Annotated in this window: 15 protein-coding genes; all 15 read right to left on the reverse strand. The window is 59.2% G+C overall.

The features are described from left to right. Nucleotides 1–46: 46 nt before the first annotated feature. Nucleotides 47–754, reverse strand: a complete 708-nt coding sequence (gene ispD / locus K5Y35_RS01745) for a 2-C-methyl-D-erythritol 4-phosphate cytidylyltransferase (protein WP_123465107.1) — start codon at nucleotides 752–754, stop codon at nucleotides 47–49. Continuing rightward, nucleotides 751–1029, reverse strand: coding sequence for a cell division protein FtsB (ftsB, locus tag K5Y35_RS01750; protein WP_007964293.1), 279 nt, complete (start codon nucleotides 1027–1029; stop codon nucleotides 751–753). The genes ispD and ftsB overlap by 4 nt, the downstream gene beginning before the upstream one ends. A gap of 171 nt (nucleotides 1030–1200) precedes the next feature. Beyond that, nucleotides 1201–2490 carry a phosphopyruvate hydratase gene (gene eno, locus K5Y35_RS01755; RefSeq protein ID WP_003222156.1) on the reverse strand — a complete coding sequence of 430 codons (1290 nt, stop codon included), beginning with the start codon at nucleotides 2488–2490 and terminating at the stop codon, nucleotides 1201–1203. A gap of 157 nt (nucleotides 2491–2647) precedes the next feature. Further along, entirely contained in the window at nucleotides 2648–3493 is an 846-nt protein-coding gene (gene kdsA, locus K5Y35_RS01760; protein ID WP_123465105.1) for a 3-deoxy-8-phosphooctulonate synthase, read from the reverse strand. 5 nt (nucleotides 3494–3498) lie between these two features. Beyond that, nucleotides 3499–5130 carry a CTP synthase gene (locus K5Y35_RS01765; protein WP_123465103.1) on the reverse strand — a complete coding sequence of 544 codons (1632 nt, stop codon included), beginning with the start codon at nucleotides 5128–5130 and terminating at the stop codon, nucleotides 3499–3501. Nucleotides 5131–5404: 274 nt separating this feature from the next. Then, complete coding sequence (tilS, locus tag K5Y35_RS01770; protein ID WP_222833567.1) at nucleotides 5405–6733, reverse strand: tRNA lysidine(34) synthetase TilS; 1329 nt, start codon at nucleotides 6731–6733, stop codon at nucleotides 5405–5407. Between the two features lie 147 nt (nucleotides 6734–6880). Beyond that, nucleotides 6881–7828: an acetyl-CoA carboxylase carboxyltransferase subunit alpha gene (locus K5Y35_RS01775; protein ID WP_123465099.1), complete on the reverse strand. Its 948-nt coding sequence runs from the start codon at nucleotides 7826–7828 to the stop codon at nucleotides 6881–6883. Nucleotides 7829–7967: 139 nt separating this feature from the next. Continuing rightward, on the reverse strand, nucleotides 7968–11489 hold the full coding sequence (gene dnaE, locus K5Y35_RS01780) for a DNA polymerase III subunit alpha (RefSeq protein ID WP_222833568.1): 3522 nt from the start codon (nucleotides 11487–11489) through the stop codon (nucleotides 7968–7970). A gap of 76 nt (nucleotides 11490–11565) precedes the next feature. Continuing rightward, nucleotides 11566–12192 (reverse strand): ribonuclease HII, encoded by a 627-nt coding sequence (gene rnhB, locus K5Y35_RS01785; protein WP_064586190.1) that lies wholly within the window; start codon nucleotides 12190–12192, stop codon nucleotides 11566–11568. An 11-nt stretch (nucleotides 12193–12203) separates the two neighbouring features. After that, entirely contained in the window at nucleotides 12204–13334 is a 1131-nt protein-coding gene (gene lpxB, locus K5Y35_RS01790; RefSeq protein ID WP_123465095.1) for a lipid-A-disaccharide synthase, read from the reverse strand. Nucleotides 13335–13336: 2 nt separating this feature from the next. Further along, nucleotides 13337–14113 carry an acyl-ACP--UDP-N-acetylglucosamine O-acyltransferase gene (lpxA, locus tag K5Y35_RS01795; protein WP_123465093.1) on the reverse strand — a complete coding sequence of 259 codons (777 nt, stop codon included), beginning with the start codon at nucleotides 14111–14113 and terminating at the stop codon, nucleotides 13337–13339. Further along, complete coding sequence (gene fabZ / locus K5Y35_RS01800; RefSeq protein WP_003222142.1) at nucleotides 14110–14550, reverse strand: 3-hydroxyacyl-ACP dehydratase FabZ; 441 nt, start codon at nucleotides 14548–14550, stop codon at nucleotides 14110–14112. The genes lpxA and fabZ overlap by 4 nt, the downstream gene beginning before the upstream one ends. 106 nt (nucleotides 14551–14656) lie before the next feature. Continuing rightward, nucleotides 14657–15712 (reverse strand): UDP-3-O-(3-hydroxymyristoyl)glucosamine N-acyltransferase, encoded by a 1056-nt coding sequence (lpxD, locus tag K5Y35_RS01805; protein ID WP_186745118.1) that lies wholly within the window; start codon nucleotides 15710–15712, stop codon nucleotides 14657–14659. Between the two features lie 3 nt (nucleotides 15713–15715). Continuing rightward, nucleotides 15716–16219 carry an OmpH family outer membrane protein gene (locus tag K5Y35_RS01810; RefSeq protein ID WP_007908849.1) on the reverse strand — a complete coding sequence of 168 codons (504 nt, stop codon included), beginning with the start codon at nucleotides 16217–16219 and terminating at the stop codon, nucleotides 15716–15718. Nucleotides 16220–16264: 45 nt separating this feature from the next. After that, nucleotides 16265–18640 carry an outer membrane protein assembly factor BamA gene (gene bamA / locus K5Y35_RS01815; RefSeq protein WP_123465090.1) on the reverse strand — a complete coding sequence of 792 codons (2376 nt, stop codon included), beginning with the start codon at nucleotides 18638–18640 and terminating at the stop codon, nucleotides 16265–16267. Nucleotides 18641–18667 lie beyond the last annotated feature (27 nt).

An 18667-nucleotide genomic window follows, 5' to 3' on the forward strand; every position in this document is an offset into this window, starting at 1 on the left:
TTGCGTTGGCTGCTCGCGATGGCGATTCAACAGGCACCACAAAAATTCAGCGGCGGTTAGCCCAACGCTGACGCAACCACTCCAGGTCTTCCGGCCGGGTGACCTTGAGGTTATCCGCCCGCCCTTCGATCAGACGTGGCGCCAGACCGGCCCACTCCATTGCCGAGGCTTCATCGGTAATCAGTGCATCCGCCACCAGACTGTCCGCCAGCGCCCGATGCAGCGCACCGAGGCGGAACATCTGCGGCGTGTAGGCCTGCCAGATCACGCTGCGATCGACCGTTTCGACCACACGGCCATGCTTGTCGACCCGCTTCAGCGTGTCGCGTGCCGGCACCGCCAGCAAACCACCCACCGGGTCGTCCGCCAACTCAGCCAGCAGCTTGTCGAGGTCATCACGGCCCAGGTTCGGTCGCGCGGCGTCATGCACCAGCACCCAATCCTCATCATCGGCACCTTGCGCATGCAGATGCAGCAAGGCGTTGAGCACCGAGCCTGAACGCTCGGATCCGCCCTCGACACGCTGAATTCGCGAGTCGGTAGCGCACGCCAGGTTCGGCCAATAAGGATCGTCAACCGCCAGACTGACCACCAGGCCCTTCAGGCTCGGGTGATCAAGGAAACAGCCAAGGCTGTGTTCGAGAATTGTACGTCCGCCCAGTTGCAGGTACTGCTTGGGACGGTCCGCAGCCATTCGGGCACCGACGCCCGCGGCAGGAATCACGGCCCAGAAGGCCGGCAGAGAATCGATCATTGGGCCAGCTGGTAAAGGGTTTCACCGTCCTTGACCATGCCCAGTTCATGGCGAGCCCGTTCTTCAACGGTCTCCATGCCTTTCTTCAGCTCGCTGACTTCAGCGTCCATCACCCGGTTGCGCTCCAGCAGGCCTTCGTTCTCGGCGTGCTGATCAGCAATCTGCTGTTTCAGTTCGGCGACCTGCGCCAGACTGCCATTGCCCACCCACAGGCGGTACTGCAGACCGGCCAGCAGCAAGAGCAAAACGAGAAACAACCAGTAAGGACTGCGCATCGAATATCAGGTATCCAGTGAAAAAAGACAGCCACGCCAAAACTTTGAAACGTCTGATAGCACGAAGCCTGGAAGATCCAGGCTTGTGCATGTAAGGCATCAGATTAGTGGCAAATCCATCGCTGTCACGACTTTTCCGACACAATCCGGTGTCCTTCCATCAGTTTGTACTTAGCCGCGGAACTCGCTGCGACCGTTGTACTTGGCTTTGCCATTCAACTGCTCTTCGATACGCAGCAGTTGGTTGTACTTGGAAACGCGGTCGGAACGGCACAGCGAACCGGTCTTGATCTGGCCAGCCGAGGTGCCCACTGCCAGGTCGGCGATGGTCGAATCTTCGGTTTCGCCCGAACGGTGCGAAATCACTGCGGTGTAACCGGCGGCCTTGGCCATCTGGATGGCTTCCAGGGTTTCGGTCAGGGTGCCGATCTGGTTGAACTTGATCAGGATCGAGTTGGCGATCTTTTTATCGATGCCTTCTTTCAGGATCTTGGTGTTGGTCACGAACAGATCGTCGCCAACCAGTTGGGTCTTCTCGCCGATCTTGTCGGTGAGGATCTTCCAGCCAGCCCAGTCGGACTCGTCCAGACCGTCTTCGATCGAGATGATCGGATAACGTTCAGTCAGGCCTTTCAGGTAATCGGCGAAACCTTCAGCGGTGAACACCTGGCCTTCGCCGGACAGGTTGTACTTGCCGTCTTCGTAGAATTCGCTCGCCGCGCAGTCCAGCGCCAGGGTCACGTCGGTGCCCAGCTTGTAACCGGCGTTGGCCACTGCTTCGGAGATCACTTTCAGCGCGTCTTCGTTGGACGCCAGGTTCGGTGCGAAACCGCCTTCGTCGCCAACTGCAGTGCTCAGGCCACGAGCCTTCAGCACAGCTTTGAGGTGATGGAAAATCTCGGTGCCCATGCGCAGACCTTCCGAGAAAGTCTTGGCGCCAACCGGCTGCACCATGAATTCCTGGATGTCGACGTTGTTATCGGCGTGCTCGCCACCGTTGATGATGTTCATCATCGGTACCGGCATCGAGTAGACACCCGGGGTGCCGTTCAGGTTGGCGATGTGTGCGTACAGTGGCAGATCCTGATCCTGTGCAGCAGCCTTGGCCGCAGCCAGGGACACCGCGAGGATGGCGTTGGCGCCCAGGGTTGCCTTGTTTTCGGTACCGTCGAGCTTGATCATCGCGTGATCCAGGGCTTTCTGGTCGCTCGGGTCAGTGCCCAGCAGCAGATCGCGGATCGGACCGTTGATGTTGGCTACCGCTTTGAGCACGCCCTTGCCCAGGTAACGGCTCTTGTCGCCATCACGCAGCTCGAGCGCTTCACGCGAGCCAGTGGATGCACCGGACGGCGCGCAAGCGCTGCCGATGATGCCGTTGTCGAGAAGCACGTCCGCTTCCACGGTGGGATTGCCACGGGAGTCGAGAACTTCACGACCTTTGATGTCGACGATTTTTGCCATTGTTGTAAACACTCCAAAGTTGACGAAAACGACGCAGCTAGAGGAAATCTTTTTACCGTCGGCAAGGGGTGTGCAGCGGGCAGACTTGCAGACGATAACGCTCATGCCCGAGGGCATGAGCGACAAATCGTGCGGTACTTTACCGGAGAATTGAGGTTTACGCGGTTTCTACCGTCGGAAAACTCTTCACCAGTTCGTCCAAAGCTTTGAGCTGGGCCAGGAATGGCTCCAGTTTGTCCAGACGCAAGGCACAAGGGCCGTCGCATTTGGCGTTGTCCGGATCCGGATGGGCTTCGAGGAACAGACCGGCCAGCGACTGGCTCATGCCGGCCTTGGCCAGATCGGTGACCTGTGCACGGCGACCGCCGGCGGAGTCGGAACGACCGCCAGGCATTTGCAGCGAGTGGGTCACGTCGAAGAATACCGGGTACTCGAACTGCTTCATGATGCCGAAGCCGAGCATGTCGACCACGAGGTTGTTGTAGCCGAAGCTCGAACCACGCTCGCAGAGGATCAGTTGATCGTTACCCGCTTCCACGCACTTGTTCAGGATGTGCTTCATTTCCTGAGGCGCGAGGAACTGGGCTTTCTTGATGTTGATCACCGCGCCGGTCTTGGCCATCGCGACGACCAGATCGGTCTGGCGCGACAGGAAGGCCGGCAACTGGATGATGTCGCAGACTTCAGCGACGGCCTGAGCCTGATCAGGCTCGTGGACGTCGGTGATGATCGGCACGCCGAAGGCTTGTTTGATGTCCTGGAAGATGCGCATGCCCTCTTCCAGGCCAGGACCACGATAAGAGGTCACAGAAGAACGGTTGGCCTTGTCGAAACTGGCCTTGAACACGTAAGGGATGCCGAGCTTTTCGGTGACCTTGACGTACTCCTCGCAAACCTGCATGGCCATGTCACGGCTTTCCAGCACGTTCATGCCGCCGAACAGCACCATGGGTTTGTCGTTGGCAATCTCGATGTCGCCGACGCGGATGATCTTCTGTGCCATCGGGGTTACGCCTTCTTCTGGTGTTGAGCCAATGCTGCTTTGACAAAACCGCTGAACAGCGGATGGCCATCACGTGGTGTCGAGGTGAACTCAGGGTGGAACTGGCAAGCGACGAACCATGGATGATCCGGTGCTTCGACCACTTCAACCAGCGCGGCGTCAGCGGAGCGACCGGAGATTTTCAGGCCGGCTTCGATGATTTGTGGCAGCAGGTTGTTGTTCACTTCGTAGCGGTGACGGTGACGCTCGACAATCACATCCTTGCCGTAGCAATCGTGCACCTTGGAGCCGGCCTCGAGCAGGCATTCCTGAGCGCCCAGGCGCATGGTGCCGCCCAGATCTGACGCTTCGGTACGCACTTCAACCGCGCCGGTGGCGTCTTCCCACTCGGTGATCAGACCCACGACCGGATGGCCGCTGGCGCGATCGAACTCGGTGGAGTTGGCGTCTTTCCAGCCCAGCACGTTACGGGCGAACTCGATCACCGCCACTTGCATGCCGAGGCAGATGCCCAGGTATGGAACCTTGTTTTCGCGAGCGTACTGAACGGCAGTGATCTTACCTTCCACGCCGCGCAGACCGAAGCCACCCGGTACGAGGATCGCATCGACACCTTCGAGCAGCGCAGTGCCCTGGTTTTCGATGTCTTCGGAGTCGATGTAGCGCAGGTTGACCTTGGTACGGTTGCTGATGCCTGCGTGACTCATCGCTTCGATCAGCGACTTGTAGGCGTCCAGCAGTTCCATGTACTTGCCGACCATCGCGATGGTCACTTCGTGTTCCGGGTTCAGCTTGGCATCAACCACAGCTTCCCACTCGGACAGGTCAGCGCTGCCGCACTGCAGGCCAAAACGCTCGACGACAAAATCGTCCAGACCCTGCGAGTGCAGGATGCCCGGGATCTTGTAGATGGTGTCGGCGTCTTCCAGAGCGATGACTGCACGTTCTTCAACGTTGGTGAACTGAGCGATCTTGCGACGCGACGAAACGTCGATCGGGTGATCGGAACGGCACACCAGTACGTCTGGCTGCAGGCCGATCGAACGCAGTTCCTTCACGGAGTGCTGGGTCGGCTTGGTTTTGGTCTCGCCAGCGGTGGCGATGTACGGCACCAGTGTCAGGTGCATCAACATCGCGCGCTTGGCGCCGACTTCGAAACGCAGCTGACGGATGGCTTCAAGGAACGGTTGCGACTCGATGTCACCGACGGTGCCACCGATTTCGACCATTGCCACGTCAGCGTCACCGGCACCTTTGATGATGCGACGCTTGATTTCGTCGGTGATGTGCGGAATCACCTGAATGGTTGCACCCAGGTAGTCACCACGGCGCTCTTTGCGCAGCACGTGCTCGTAGACACGGCCGGTGGTGAAGTTGTTGTTCTGGGTCATGGTCGTGCGGATGAACCGCTCGTAGTGGCCCAGGTCCAGGTCGGTCTCGGCGCCGTCGTGGGTGACGAACACTTCACCGTGCTGGAACGGGCTCATGGTGCCCGGGTCGACGTTGATGTACGGATCCAGCTTAAGCATGGTGACCTTAAGCCCCCGCGCCTCCAGGATGGCCGCCAATGAAGCCGAGGCAATGCCTTTCCCCAATGAAGAAACAACACCGCCCGTGACGAATATGTAGCGCGTCATGAAAAACCCTAGAAGTCTGCGTTAAAGCGGTACGAGCCGCCGGGGAAAGCGAAGGAAGGCCGAAGCCCCCGATCACCTGCATTAATCACAGTGCACCTTTCAAAAAAACCGCCGCGTTGGGACAGACCGGCAGATGAAACACCGGTACGTTGCTCGCTACACATTTTTTGGAATCGCCCAGCAAAGACTGCTTGGTAATCGGCAACTCCTGCAATTCAGGCGAATCCACAGAAGTTGTATCAAGAAGGGAGCGTAGTCTACCGGAATGCTCCTTTCAGCTCAAACCTTGATCTTCGTCTGTTGGCTGCCAATGCAATTTCCAGCCATCGCGCCCATCGCCATCAAGCCCCGGCAGGTTCGCCACCGCGAGCAATTCTGCGCCACGAAACAGCAGCGGCAATCTGCCACGCACGAAGGCCGGCACTGCCCGCTCATTGAGCAGGCGCTTGAGATCGCGGTGGCCGCGATCGGCCAGACGCATCACTTCGCCGCCCTGCCGATAGGCAATGCGCAGCGGCCCGGCAGGCGCCTGCCCCGTGAGCATGACACGGCCGTTATCGGGCAAGCGTAGCGCTGACGTTGGGGCTTGCCACTCGCCACCGATCACCGGCGTGCGCAGCCAGTTGCCACTGAGCCACCACAATCGACCGGCGCTGCGATGCAACTCGCCATCGGCCAGACGCCAGATCGGTGAAGCATCGCTGGCGGCATGGCACAGATCGTCCCAACCCGACCAATGGTCAGTGTCGGGCAGTCGCGTCAGCGGTTCGAGCCAGTGCCTCAGCGCGTTTCGTTGACGGGCGGCAGACAGCCCGGACAGCGGCGCCAATGTCAGCGACGGCAGGCCCAGCCACTCGAAATCGTGGGCAGTGCCGGCCTGAGCCAGATCCATCTGCGCCAGCTCATCGAGCAAGCCTTGTGCGTCACGCAGATGCGCGGCGCTGCGGGCCATGTTCGCCTGCGCTTGCGGCCAGCGCTCGCTCAGCGCCGGCATGACCTGATGGCGCAGGTAATTGCGCGAGAACTGCCGATGCTGATTCGACGGATCTTCGATCCAGCTTAACGAGTGAGCCTGTGCATAACGTTCCAGCTCGGCGCGAGCGACATCCAGCAACGGGCGAATCAACGTGCCCTGCCCCACAGGCCTTTGCTGCGGCATTCCCGACAATCCACGCACTCCCGCGCCACGCAGCAGCCGAAACAGCAACGTTTCCGCCTGATCATCACGGTGCTGACCAGTGAGCAATACGTCATTGGCTAGTGTCTGGGCACTGAATACCGCGTAACGCGCATCCCGCGCCGCCCGCTCCAGACTCGCGCCTGGCTGCACCTTCACCCGCTCGATCAGCAACGGCACCCCCAGCGCATCACACACGGCCTGGCAATGTTGCGGCCACGCATCAGCCGCAGCCTGAAGACCGTGATGGATATGGATGGCGCTCAGTGCAGGGAGTGATTCGGTTTTTGCCAGATCGGCAAGCAGGTGCAGAAGGACGGTGGAATCGAGACCACCGGAAAACGCGATGCGCCAATGCGCGGCGTTGCGCCACTGCTCAAGGTTGCGCAAAAGCCGTGAAGGCAAATCAATCGAAAGCGGACTCATTTTTTACCTTCACGGAAAGCCAATGTGGGAGCGAGCTTGCTCGCGAAAGCGGTTCAACATTCAACATTTTCGTTGTTTGTTATAACGCCTTCGCGAGCAAGCTCGCTCCCACAGTGTTTTGCATTGTCAGCCGAATCGGCGTTCGACTTAGAGACCGTAGCTCATCAGTCGATCGTAACGGCGCTTCAACAGCGCTTCGTTGTCGAACTTCTTCAGCATCGCCAGTTGCGAGCTCAGCTCGGCGCGGATCGACGCAGCGGCAGCTGCCGGATCACGGTGGGCGCCACCCAGTGGCTCGCTGATCACCTTGTCGACAATGCCCAGGCCTTTCAGGCGCTCGGCGGTGATGCCCATCGCTTCAGCGGCATCCGGCGCTTTTTCGGCGGTTTTCCACAGAATCGAAGCGCAACCTTCCGGCGAGATCACCGCGTAGGTCGAGTACTGCAGCATGTTCAGCTGGTCGCAGACACCGATCGCCAGTGCACCGCCGGAACCACCCTCACCGATCACGGTGGCGATGATCGGGGTTTTCAGGCGCGACATCACGCGCAGGTTCCAGGCAATCGCTTCGCTCTGGTTACGCTCTTCGGCGTCGATACCTGGATAAGCACCCGGGGTGTCGATGAAGGTCAGGATCGGCATTTTGAAACGCTCGGCCATCTCCATCAAACGGCACGCCTTGCGGTAGCCTTCCGGACGCGGCATGCCGAAGTTGCGGCGTACCTTCTCGCGCACTTCACGGCCCTTCTGGTGGCCGATGATCATCACCGGCTGGTCTTCCAGACGTGCCACGCCGCCAACGATTGCCGCATCGTCGGAGAAGTGACGGTCGCCGTGCAGTTCGTCGAACTCGGTGAAGATGTGCTCGATGTAGTCCAGGGTGTACGGGCGTTTCGGGTGACGCGCCAGGCGTGCGATCTGCCAGCTGGTCAGCTTGCCGAAGATGTCTTCGGTCAGCGTTTTGCTCTTGTCCTGCAGGCGGGAGATCTCATCGCCGATATTCAGCGAATTGTCATTACCGACCAAGCGCAACTCTTCGATCTTGGCTTGCAGGTCGGCGATCGGCTGTTCGAAATCTAGAAAATTCGGGTTCATAGGCGTCCGTCTTGGGTCGTGTCCCAAATGAGCTTGGGCCGGCCGGTTGTCTATTCGCGCCCTACCTTAAGGGAGAGGCGCGCTGAGGTCGAGATTAAAAATTCAGGTTTCAGGCAAGCGCAATGATGGCACCTGCCGGTCAACGGTATTGGAGGAAGACGTTGTCTCGCCCGAACTGGTCACGCAGGGCTTGAATCAAGGCATCCGCCGGGTCGATCCGCCAGGTCTCGCCGAACTGCAGCAAGGTCTTCGCATCGGGGCTGGTGTATTCCATGGTGATCGGGCACGCCCCGCGATGACGCTTGAGCAAATCCCCCAACCAGCGTAGCTGATCGCCTTTCAAATCCTGAGTCTGCAGCTTCAAACGCAGGCTCTCGGCCAGGTTGGTGCGCGCATCTTCCATGCTCATCACCCGTTTGACCCGCAGGCGCAGGCCGCCGGAGAAGTCGTCGTTGCTGACCTCGCCTTCGACCACCACCATTGCATCGGTCTGCAACAGCGACTGTGCGGAGTGGAACGCATCGGCGAACAGCGACGCCTCGATCCGCCCCGAGCGGTCGTCGAGGGTAATGAAGCCCATCTTGTCGCCCTTCTTGTTCTTCATCACCCGCAGGGCAATGATCATCCCGGCCACGGTTTGCGTGTCGCGGGCCGGCTTCAGGTCGATGATGCGCTGCCGGGCGAAACGGCGGATCTCGCCTTCGTATTCGTCGATCGGGTGACCGGTCAGGTACAGGCCCAGGGTGTCTTTCTCACCTTTGAGACGTTCCTTGAGGGTCAGCTCCTTGGCCTTGCGATGGGACGCATAAACGTCGGCATCTTCCTCGACGAACAGCCCGCCAAACAGATCGGCGTGGCCGCTGTCGTGGGTACGCGCGGTTTGTTCGGCGGCCTTGATCGCCTCTTCCATCGCCGCCAGCAGCACGGCGCGGTTACGGTCGATGTTGGCCTGATAAGCCTTTTGTTCGTCGTGAAAGTACGGGCCGAGGCGATCCAGTGCACCGCTGCGGATCAAACCGTCCAGCGTGCGCTTGTTGATGCGTTTGAGATCGACCCGGGCGCAGAAATCGAACAGATCCTTGAACGGACCTTCCTGACGCGCTTCGGTAATTGCCTCAACCGGACCTTCGCCGACGCCTTTGATCGCCCCGAGGCCATACACGATGCGGCCGTCGTCGTTCACCGTGAACTTGAACTCGGAAGTGTTCACGTCCGGCGCGTCGAGGCGCAGCTTCATGGTGCGCACTTCCTCGATCAAGGTCACGACCTTGTCGGTGTTGTGCATATCCGCCGAGAGTACCGCGGCCATGAACGGCGCCGGGTAGTGGGCTTTCAGCCAGGCGGTCTGGTACGAGACCAGGCCGTAAGCGGCGGAGTGGGATTTGTTGAAGCCGTAACCGGCGAATTTCTCTACGAGATCGAAGATGTTACCGGCAAGGTCGGCGTCGATATTATTGGTCGCGCAACCTTCAATGAAACCGCCGCGCTGCTTGGCCATTTCTTCCGGTTTTTTCTTACCCATCGCCCGACGCAGCATGTCCGCACCACCGAGGGTGTAACCGGCCATGACCTGGGCAATCTGCATCACCTGTTCCTGATACAGGATGATGCCGTACGTCGGCGCCAATACCGGCTTGAGGCCTTCGTACTGGTAGTCCGAGTGCGGGTACGCCAGTTCGGCGCGACCGTGCTTACGGTTGATGAAGTCGTCCACCATGCCGGACTGCAGCGGGCCCGGACGGAACAACGCCACCAGCGCGATCAAGTCTTCCAGGCAGTCGGGCTTGAGCTTTTTGATCAGCTCCTTCATGCCGCGGGATTCAAGCTGGAACACTGCTGTAGTTTCAGCTTTCTGCAACAGCGTGTAGGTCGGTTTGTCGTCCAGCGGGATAAACGCGATATCCAGCGGCGGCTCGTTGACCTTGGCGCGGTCGCGGTTAATGGTTTTCAGCGCCCAGTCGATGATCGTCAGGGTCCGCAGACCGAGGAAGTCGAACTTCACCAGACCGGCGGCTTCAACGTCGTCCTTGTCGAATTGGGTTACCAGACCGTCGCCGGCCTCGTCGCAATAGATCGGCGAGAAGTCGGTCAGTTTGGTCGGCGCGATAACCACACCACCGGCGTGCTTACCAACGTTACGCACCACGCCTTCGAGCTTGCGCGCCATCTCCCAGATTTCAGCCGCTTCTTCATCGACCTTGATGAAGTCACGCAGGATCTCTTCCTGCTCGTAGGCTTTTTCCAGGGTCATGCCGACTTCGAACGGAATCATCTTCGACAGACGATCCGCCAGGCCGTAGGACTTGCCCTGCACCCGCGCCACGTCGCGCACCACAGCCTTGGCGGCCATGGAACCGAAGGTGATGATCTGGCTCACCGCGTTGCGGCCGTATTTCTCGGCCACGTAGTCGATCACCCGGTCACGACCGTCCATGCAGAAGTCGACGTCGAAGTCGGGCATCGAAACCCGTTCCGGGTTAAGGAAACGTTCGAACAGCAGGTCGTATTCCAGCGGATCGAGGTCGGTGATCTTCTGCACATAAGCCACCAGCGAGCCGGCACCCGACCCCCGGCCAGGACCTACTGGCACACCGTTGTTCTTGGCCCACTGGATAAAGTCCATCACGATCAGGAAGTAACCAGGGAAGCCCATCTGGATGATGATATCCAGCTCGAAATTCAAGCGATCGACGTAGACCTGACGCTTGGCTTCGTAGTCTTCGGTGGTGTCCTTGGGCAGCAGCACCGCGAGACGCTCTTCGAGACCGTCGAAGGACACCTTGCGGAAGTATTCGTCGATGGTCATGCCATCGGGGATCGGGAAATTGGGCAGGAAGTGCGTGCCCAGCTTCACCTCAATGTTGCAGCGCTTGGCAATCTCGACGGTGTTTTCGATGGCGTCGGGAATGTCGCTAAACAGCTCGACCATTTCCTCGGCGCTTTTGAGGTATTGCTGATCGCTGTAATTCTTCGAACGCCGCGGATCGTCGAGGGCACGGCCCTCACCGATGCATACACGGGTTTCGTGGGCCGCGAAGTCTTCCTGCTTGATGAAGCGCACATCGTTGGTCGCCACCAGTGGCGCGCCGAGCTTGTCGGCCAGGGCCACGGCGCCGTGCAGTTGTTCTTCGTCATTGGGACGGTTGGTGCGCTGGATTTCCAGGTAGAAACGATCCGGGAACACCGCCATCCATTCACGCGCCAGCGCTTCGGCTTCGGCGGGGTTGCCGCCGATCATGGCCATGCCGATCTCGCCTTCTTTGGCGGCGGACAGCATGATCAGGCCCTCGTTGGCCTCGGCGACCCACTCGCGCTCGACGATGATCATGCCGTTGCGCTGGCCTTCGATGAAGCCGCGCGAGATCAACTCGGTGAGGTTGCGATAGCCCTTGGCGTTCATCACCAACAGACTGATACGGCTCAGCGGCGCATCCGGATCCTTGTTCGACAGCCACAGGTCGGCGCCGCAGATCGGCTTGATGCCTGCGCCCATGGCGTTTTTATAGAATTTGACCAGGGAACACATGTTGTTCTGGTCGGTGACCGCCACCGCCGGCATGTTCATGCCGGTCAGGGCCTTGACCAGTGGCTTGATCCGCACCAGCCCGTCGACCAGGGAGTATTCAGTGTGCAGGCGTAGATGAACGAATGAAGCCGGCATAGTGATCCTGTCCAGTTACATAGAGACAACAAGGCCCGGATTGTACCGGGCCTCGAACAAAACATCAGCCTTGCGACTAAACCTGCGTCAGGCCTTCCAGCGCCTCGTAAGCCTGACGCACCGGGGCAAACGAGCGCCGGTGAATCGGCGTCGGCCCGAGCCGGGCCAACGCTTCCAGATGAACGGGCGTCGGATAGCCTTTATGGCCGCCGATGCCGTAACCCGGATAGATCAGTTCGAACGCGGCCATTTCACGGTCGCGGCTGACCTTGGCCAGAATCGACGCCGCCGCAATCGCGGGAACCTTGCCATCACCCTGCACCACCGCTTCGGCGCGCATCGGCAGTTTCGGGCAGCGATTGCCGTCGATCATCGCCAGTTTCGGCTGCACATGCAGGCCAGCCACAGCGCGCTGCATGGCCAGCATGGTGGCGTGGAGGATGTTGAGCTCGTCGATTTCCTCGACTTCGGCGCGGGCGATGCACCAGCTCAGGGACTTCTCGATGATCTCGTCGTAGAGCTTTTCGCGTTTGGCTTCAGTGAGTTTCTTCGAGTCGTTGAGGCCAAGGATCGGCCGGTTCGGGTCGAGAATCACTGCTGCCGTGACCACCGCACCGCATAACGGGCCACGACCGACTTCATCGACACCGGCGACCAGTTCCTCGACTTCGGCGACCAGGGTGAAATCCAGGCCCATCTGCATAGTTTTCTTGCTCATCGTGATTGACCGATCAGGTTGAGGACGGCGTCCGCCGCCTGATTGGAAGCGTCCCGCCTCAGCGTGCGATGAATCTCGTCAAAGCCGCGGGTCTGCTCCTCGCCACCGTCGATCAAGGGCGACAGAGTCTGCGCCAACGCCTCGACTGTCGCATCATCCTGCAACAGTTCTGGTACCAGCAGCCGCTGAGCCAACAGGTTTGGCAGCGACACATAAGGGCTCTTGACCATGCGCTTGAGAATCCAGAACGTCAGCGGCGCCAGGCGATAAGCCACCACCATTGGCCGTTTGTACAGCAGCGCCTCAAGCGTGGCCGTGCCGGAAGCGATCAGTACGGCATTGCACGCCGCCAGGGCCAGATGGGATTTGCCGTCGAGCAGGGTCACCGGCAGGTCGCGGCCGACCAGCAGCGCTTCGATCTGCGCACGACGCTCGGCATTGGCGCACGGCAGGACGAAACGCAAACCCGGGTGCATGGCACGCAGGCGCTCGGCCGTATCGAGGAAAAGTGCACCGAGACGGCCGACTTCGCCACCCCGACTGCCCGGCATCAACGCGACCAGCGGACCGTCGGGCAGGCCCAGTTCGGCACGCGCCGCAGCGCGATCGGCTTCCAGCGGGATGGTATCGGCCAGCGTGTGACCGACGAAGCGGACCGGCACGCCCTTCTCTTCGTAAAACCTGGCTTCGAACGGCAACAGCGTCAGCATCAGGTCGCAGCCTTCGCGAATCTTCAGCACGCGCTTCTGCCGCCACGCCCATACCGACGGGCTGACGTAGTGCACGGTTTTGATTCCGGCCTGACGCAGCTTGAGTTCGATATTGAGGTTGAAGTCCGGGGCATCGATACCGATGAATACGTCCGGTTTCGCGGCGATCAGCGTGGCGATCAGATCCTTGCGACGCTTGAGCAATTCGCGCAACCGCCCAAGGACTTCCACCAGGCCCATGACCGACAGGCGCTCCATGGGAAAGCAGGACGTCAGCCCCTCGGCCTGCATCAAGGGCCCGCCGACACCGATGAACTCGACCGCCGGGTGTTGTGCCTTGAGGGCGCGCATGAGACCGGCGCCCAAAATGTCACCGGAAGCCTCACCCGCTACCAGCGCAATACGCAGATTGGCCATGATCAGCGGGTGATGCCACGAGTCGACGACAGGATGGAGTCACGGAACATTGCGACTTCCGGGAACTGGGCAGCAGGTTCGGCCAGTTCCGCCAAAGCCTGTTCAACCGTCAGCCCCTGGCGATAAACAGTCTTGTAGGCGCGACGCAAGGCGTGAATCGCCTCTTCGCTGAAACCGCGACGGCGCATGCCTTCGAAGTTCATGCTGCGGGCTTCGGCCGGGTTGCCGAACACGGTGACAAACGCAGGCACATCCTTGCCGATCGCCGTGCCCATGCCGGAAAAGCTGTGGGCGCCGATGTGGCAATACTGGTGAACCAGGGTGAAGCCAGAGAGGATCGCCCAGTCATCAACATGAACATGGCCGGCCAGCGCGGTGTTGTTGACGAGGATGCAGTGATTGCCAATGACGCTGTCGTGACCGATGTGGGCATAGGCCATGATCAGGTTGTGATCGCCCAGGGTAGTTTCGGAACGATCCTGTACCGTGCCGCGGTGAATCGTGACGCCTTCACGGATGACGTTGTGGTCACCGATCACCAGGCGGGTTTCTTCACCCTTGTATTTCAGATCAGGCGTGTCTTCGCCTACCGAGGAAAACTGGTAGATACGATTGTGCTTGCCGATGCGGGTCGGGCCTTTGAGGATCACATGCGGCCCGATCACGGTACCCTCGCCGATTTCCACACCTGCGCCGATGATCGACCACGGGCCGACCTCGACGCCGTCAGCCAGAACGGCCGACGGATCGATGATTGCGCGAGGGTCAATCAAACTCATAGCTTGCGTTCCGCACAGATGATTTCAGCCGAGCAGACTGGCTTGCCATCAACCGACGCCTGGCATTCGAACTTCCAGATCTGACGCTTGCAGCTGATGAATTTCGCTTCCAGGATCAGTTGGTCGCCCGGCAGCACTGGCTGGCGGAAACGCAGTTTGTCGGAACCGACGAAGTAGTAAAGCGTGCCATCGGCCGGCTTCACATCAAGCATTTTGAAACCGAGGATCCCGGCAGCCTGAGCCATCGCTTCGATGATCAGCACGCCCGGCATGATTGGATGCGCCGGGAAGTGACCATTGAAGAACGGTTCATTGATGCTGACATTCTTGTAGGCGCGAATGCGCTTGCCTTCAGTGTCCAGTTCCACCACCCGGTCCACCAGCAGGAACGGGTAACGGTGAGGCAGGTATTCGCGAATCTCGTTGATGTCCATCATTTCGGGGGGAAGCCTATGTAAAGATTGGGAGCGCGACTGACGCGCACTCCTCTAGCAAATCAAGGAGGCAGTCTAGAGGCTGTGCACACTTGATATGGAAATGGTATCAGCCATCTGATGAAGCATTACCGTCAGGGGTCACTTCCCCTACGCGCTTTTCCAGTTGTTTCAACCGTCGCGCGATATCGTCGAGCTGACGGATGCGGGCCGCGCTTTTGCGCCATTCGGCCGCCGGTTGCATGGCTGTTCCAGAAGAATAGGCACCCGGCTCGGTAATCGAGTGGGTCACCATGGTCATCCCGGTCAGGAAAACGTTGTCGCAGATATCAATGTGCCCAACCAGGCCGACACCACCGGCGAGCATGCAGTGCTTACCGATTTTGGTGCTGCCGGAGATTCCCACGCACGCGGCCATGGCGGTGTGATCACCGACCTGAACGTTGTGGGCAATCTGGATCTGATTGTCGAGCTTCACGCCATTACCGATCACGGTATCGGCCAACGCACCGCGGTCGATGGCGGTATTCACGCCAATCTCCACATCGTCGCCGATGGTCACGCCACCGATCTGGGCGATTTTCTGCCAGATACCCTTCTCGTTGGCAAAGCCGAAGCCTTCACCACCGAGCACCGCACCGGACTGAATCACCACGCGCTTGCCGATGCGCACGTCGTGATACAGCGTCACTCGCGGAGCAAGCCAGCCGCCTTCGCCGATTTCGCTGCGCGCGCCAACTACGCAATGCGCACTCAGCGTCACGTGGGCAGCAATCCGCGCGCCCGCCTCGATCACCACGAACGGACCGATGCTGGCGGTTGGATCAACCACGGCATCCGCCGCAATCACCGCTGTCGGGTGAACACCCGCTACGGCTTTTGGCTTGGGATCGAACAGATGAGAAATGCGTGCGTAAGCCAGATAAGGATCCGGCACCACCAATGCATTACCGGCAAAGCCTTCGGCATCGGCCGCTTTGAGCAACAGAGCTGCCGCCTGCGAGCCCGCCAGGTATTTGCGATATTGAGGGTTTGCCAGAAAGCTCAACTGAGCTGGGCCAGCCTCTTGCAAAGTGGCTAGCCCAGTAATTTGCGTCTCAGGGTCGCCACGCAAGGTGGCGCCGAGGAACTCGGCCAACTGGCCGAGCTTGATAGTCACGGTCATGGGTTACTTCAGCTGATTCATGCGCTCGATGACCTGGCGCGTGATGTCGTACTGAGGTTTGACATCAATCACTGCGCCACGCTCGAACACCAGGTCAAAACCACCTTTCTTGATGACTTCTTCCACTGCGCTATCCAGTTTCGGCTTCAGTTGCTTGAGCATTTCGCGGTCGGCAACGGCTTTGGCTTCGTTCAGCTCCTTGGACTGGAACTGGAAGTCACGGGCCTTTTGCTTGAATTCAAGCTCCAGACGCTCACGCTCGCCTTGCTGCATTTTGTCGCCGCCGGCCATCAGGCGGTCCTGAATGCCCTTGGCGCTGCTTTCCAGCGTCTTCAGCTTGGTCAGTTGCGGACCGAACTTCTTCTCGGCATCCACGGCGTATTTCTTGGCCGCGTCCGATTCCAGCAAGGCCATCTGATAGTTCAGAACGGCAATTTTCATGTCGGCAAATGCCGGGCCTGCCACCATCAAGGAGGCCAGGAGAACCAATTGAGTCAACTTACGCACGATGCACTCCTACAAAATCCATTGTCGTTATCTTGGGTCAGACGCTTAGAACGTCTGGCCGAGGGAGAATTGGAACACTTGGGTTTCAGCGTCATCCGGCTTCTTGACCGGCATGGCCAGCGCGAAGCTCAGAGGACCCAGTGCGGTGACCCAGGTCACGCCAACACCCACGGAACTGGCCATGTTGCTCAGGCTGATGTCGTTGCACTTGGTGTTCGACGACGAGCCGTTCGCATTGGTAGTGTCCTTGCACTGCGAGTCAAATACGTTACCCACATCCCAGAATACCGAGGTACGCAGGGAACGCTGATCTTTCACGAACGGCAGCGGGAACAGAACTTCCACACCACCCTGGATCAGGACGTTGCCACCGAATGGCAGTGGATCCTGATCCGGGTCAGCCACGGTGCCCGGGTTTGTGCCACGGCTCGGGGTACTGCGCGGGCCCAGCGTACTGTCCTTGAAGCCACGTACAGAGTTGAAACCACCAGCATAGTAGTTTTCATAGAACGGCAAGCCGTCTGTGGAACCATAACCATCGCCATAACCCAGTTCGGTGTGCAGGCGCAGGGTGTAGTTCTCGCTGATCGGCTGGAACAGCTGACCGCGGTAATCAAGTTTGTAGAACGACAGGTCGCTGCCCGGAATGGTGGTTTCCAGCGTCAGGCTCTGGGAACGGCCACGGGTCGGCAGTACGCCTTTGTTCAACGTCGATTCGGACCAGCCGGCCGACGCTTTGAAGTTCAGGTACTGATCGCCTTCCTTGTTAACGAAGTCGAAAATCTCGTCAACGGTGTATTTACCGGTATTGATCTTGTCCTGCTGAGCAGACAGGCCGAAGGTCAGACGCGAAGTCTCACTGATCGGGTAACCAACGTTAGCGCCTACACCCAGACTGTCTACTGCGTAGCTCGAGATATCGGCATCGAGTTCATCATAGTCAGTGGTGCGATAGAACGCGTTGTAACCCAGGCTCACGCCATCGGCGGTCCAGTACGGGTCAACGTAGCCGAAGTTGTAGCGGCTCTGGTATTCGCTTCGGGTCAGGCCGACGCTGACGCGGTTACCGGTACCGAGGAAGTTGTTCTGGGTGATCGAACCACCAAGGATCAGACCGGCACTCTGGGCGAAACCGACACTGGCGGTAATCGAACCGGAAGCCTGTTCTTCAACGGCGTAATTCACGTCAACCTGATCGTCGACACCCGGAACGGCCGGCGTCTCGACGTTCACTTCTTTGAAGAAGCCCAGACGCTCAAGACGGGTCTTGGACTGGTCGATCAGGTAGGTCGAAGCCCAGCCACCTTCCATCTGACGCATTTCGCGACGCAGCACTTCGTCTTCGGACTTGGTGTTGCCACGGAAGTTGATGCGGTTGACATAGGCACGCTTGCCCGGATCGACAGCAAACAGGATGTCCACCGTGTGATCGTCGTCATGCGGCTGAGGCACACCATTGACGTTGGCGAAGGTGTAGCCCTCGTTACCCAGACGACGGGTGATCAGTTCGGAGGTGGTGGTCATCAGCTTGCGCGAGAACACCTGGCCCTTCTGCACCAGCAACAGGGACTTGACCTGGTCTTCAGGCACTTTCAGGTCACCGCTGAGCTTGACGTCACGAACGGTGTACTTTTCACCTTCGGTCACGTTGACGGTGATGTAGACGTGTTTCTTGTCCGGGGTGATGGACACCTGGGTCGAAGCGATATCCATGTTGATATAGCCGCGGTCCAGGTAGTAGGAACGCAGACGCTCCAGGTCACCGGAAAGCTTTTCACGGGCGTACTTGTCGTCGTTCTTGAAGAACGACAACCAGTTGGTGGTTTTCAGTTCGAACAGGTCGGTCAGGTCTTCTTCAGGGAAAACCGTGTTGCCCACCACGTTGATGTGCTGAATGGCGGCAACGGTGCCTTCGTTGATCTTCACTTTCAGACCAACGCGGTTACGCGGCTGCGACACCACTTCGGTATCGACGGTAGCCGAGTAACGACCCTGCGCGACGTACTGGCGCTGCAGCTCGTTACGCACGCCTTCGAGGGTGGCACGCTGGAAGATCTCGCCTTCGGCCAGACCGGATTGCTTGAGGCCTTTCATCAGGTCTTCGGTAGAGATCGCCTTGTTACCTTCGATCTCGATACTTGCGACGGATGGACGCTCGACAACCGTGATTACCAGAACGTTGCCTTCGCGGCCCAGCTGGATATCTTGAAAGAAACCGGTTTTGAACAACGCACGAGTGGATTCCACCAGGCGACGATCATCCGCCTGCTCGCCGACGTTCAACGGCAAGGCACCAAAGACACTACCCGCGGAGACCCGCTGGAGGCCGTTGACGCGAATATCAGAGATAGTGAAGGACTCGGCGTGAACTTCGGCGATCATCAATACGGTGAGAACCGCAGTTAGCAGCAGACGTTTCATGAAGTCCTTTCTTATTCCAACTGGCAA

Source organism: Pseudomonas sp. SC3(2021) (assembly GCF_019856535.1).
Classification (GTDB): Bacteria; Pseudomonadota; Gammaproteobacteria; order Pseudomonadales; family Pseudomonadaceae; genus Aquipseudomonas; species Aquipseudomonas monsensis.

Excerpts from the sequence above, each read along its gene's own strand:
- rnhB (WP_064586190.1), bottom strand. The coding sequence starts at position 12,192 with ATGCAGATGGGCCTGGATTTCACCCTGGTCGCCGAAGTCGAGGAACTG.
- lpxA (WP_123465093.1), bottom strand. The coding sequence starts at position 14,113 with ATGAGTTTGATTGACCCTCGCGCAATCATCGATCCGTCGGCCGTTCTG.
- K5Y35_RS01765 (WP_123465103.1), bottom strand. The coding sequence starts at position 5,130 with ATGACGCGCTACATATTCGTCACGGGCGGTGTTGTTTCTTCATTGGGG.
- dnaE (WP_222833568.1), bottom strand. The coding sequence starts at position 11,489 with ATGCCGGCTTCATTCGTTCATCTACGCCTGCACACTGAATACTCCCTG.
- K5Y35_RS01775 (WP_123465099.1), bottom strand. The coding sequence starts at position 7,828 with ATGAACCCGAATTTTCTAGATTTCGAACAGCCGATCGCCGACCTGCAA.
- bamA (WP_123465090.1), bottom strand. The coding sequence starts at position 18,640 with ATGAAACGTCTGCTGCTAACTGCGGTTCTCACCGTATTGATGATCGCC.
- eno (WP_003222156.1), bottom strand. The coding sequence starts at position 2,490 with ATGGCAAAAATCGTCGACATCAAAGGTCGTGAAGTTCTCGACTCCCGT.
- lpxD (WP_186745118.1), bottom strand. The coding sequence starts at position 15,712 with ATGACCGTGACTATCAAGCTCGGCCAGTTGGCCGAGTTCCTCGGCGCC.
- ftsB (WP_007964293.1), bottom strand. The coding sequence starts at position 1,029 with ATGCGCAGTCCTTACTGGTTGTTTCTCGTTTTGCTCTTGCTGCTGGCC.
- kdsA (WP_123465105.1), bottom strand. The coding sequence starts at position 3,493 with ATGGCACAGAAGATCATCCGCGTCGGCGACATCGAGATTGCCAACGAC.
- fabZ (WP_003222142.1), bottom strand. The coding sequence starts at position 14,550 with ATGATGGACATCAACGAGATTCGCGAATACCTGCCTCACCGTTACCCG.
- tilS (WP_222833567.1), bottom strand. The coding sequence starts at position 6,733 with ATGAGTCCGCTTTCGATTGATTTGCCTTCACGGCTTTTGCGCAACCTT.
- lpxB (WP_123465095.1), bottom strand. The coding sequence starts at position 13,334 with ATGGCCAATCTGCGTATTGCGCTGGTAGCGGGTGAGGCTTCCGGTGAC.
- ispD (WP_123465107.1), bottom strand. The coding sequence starts at position 754 with ATGATCGATTCTCTGCCGGCCTTCTGGGCCGTGATTCCTGCCGCGGGC.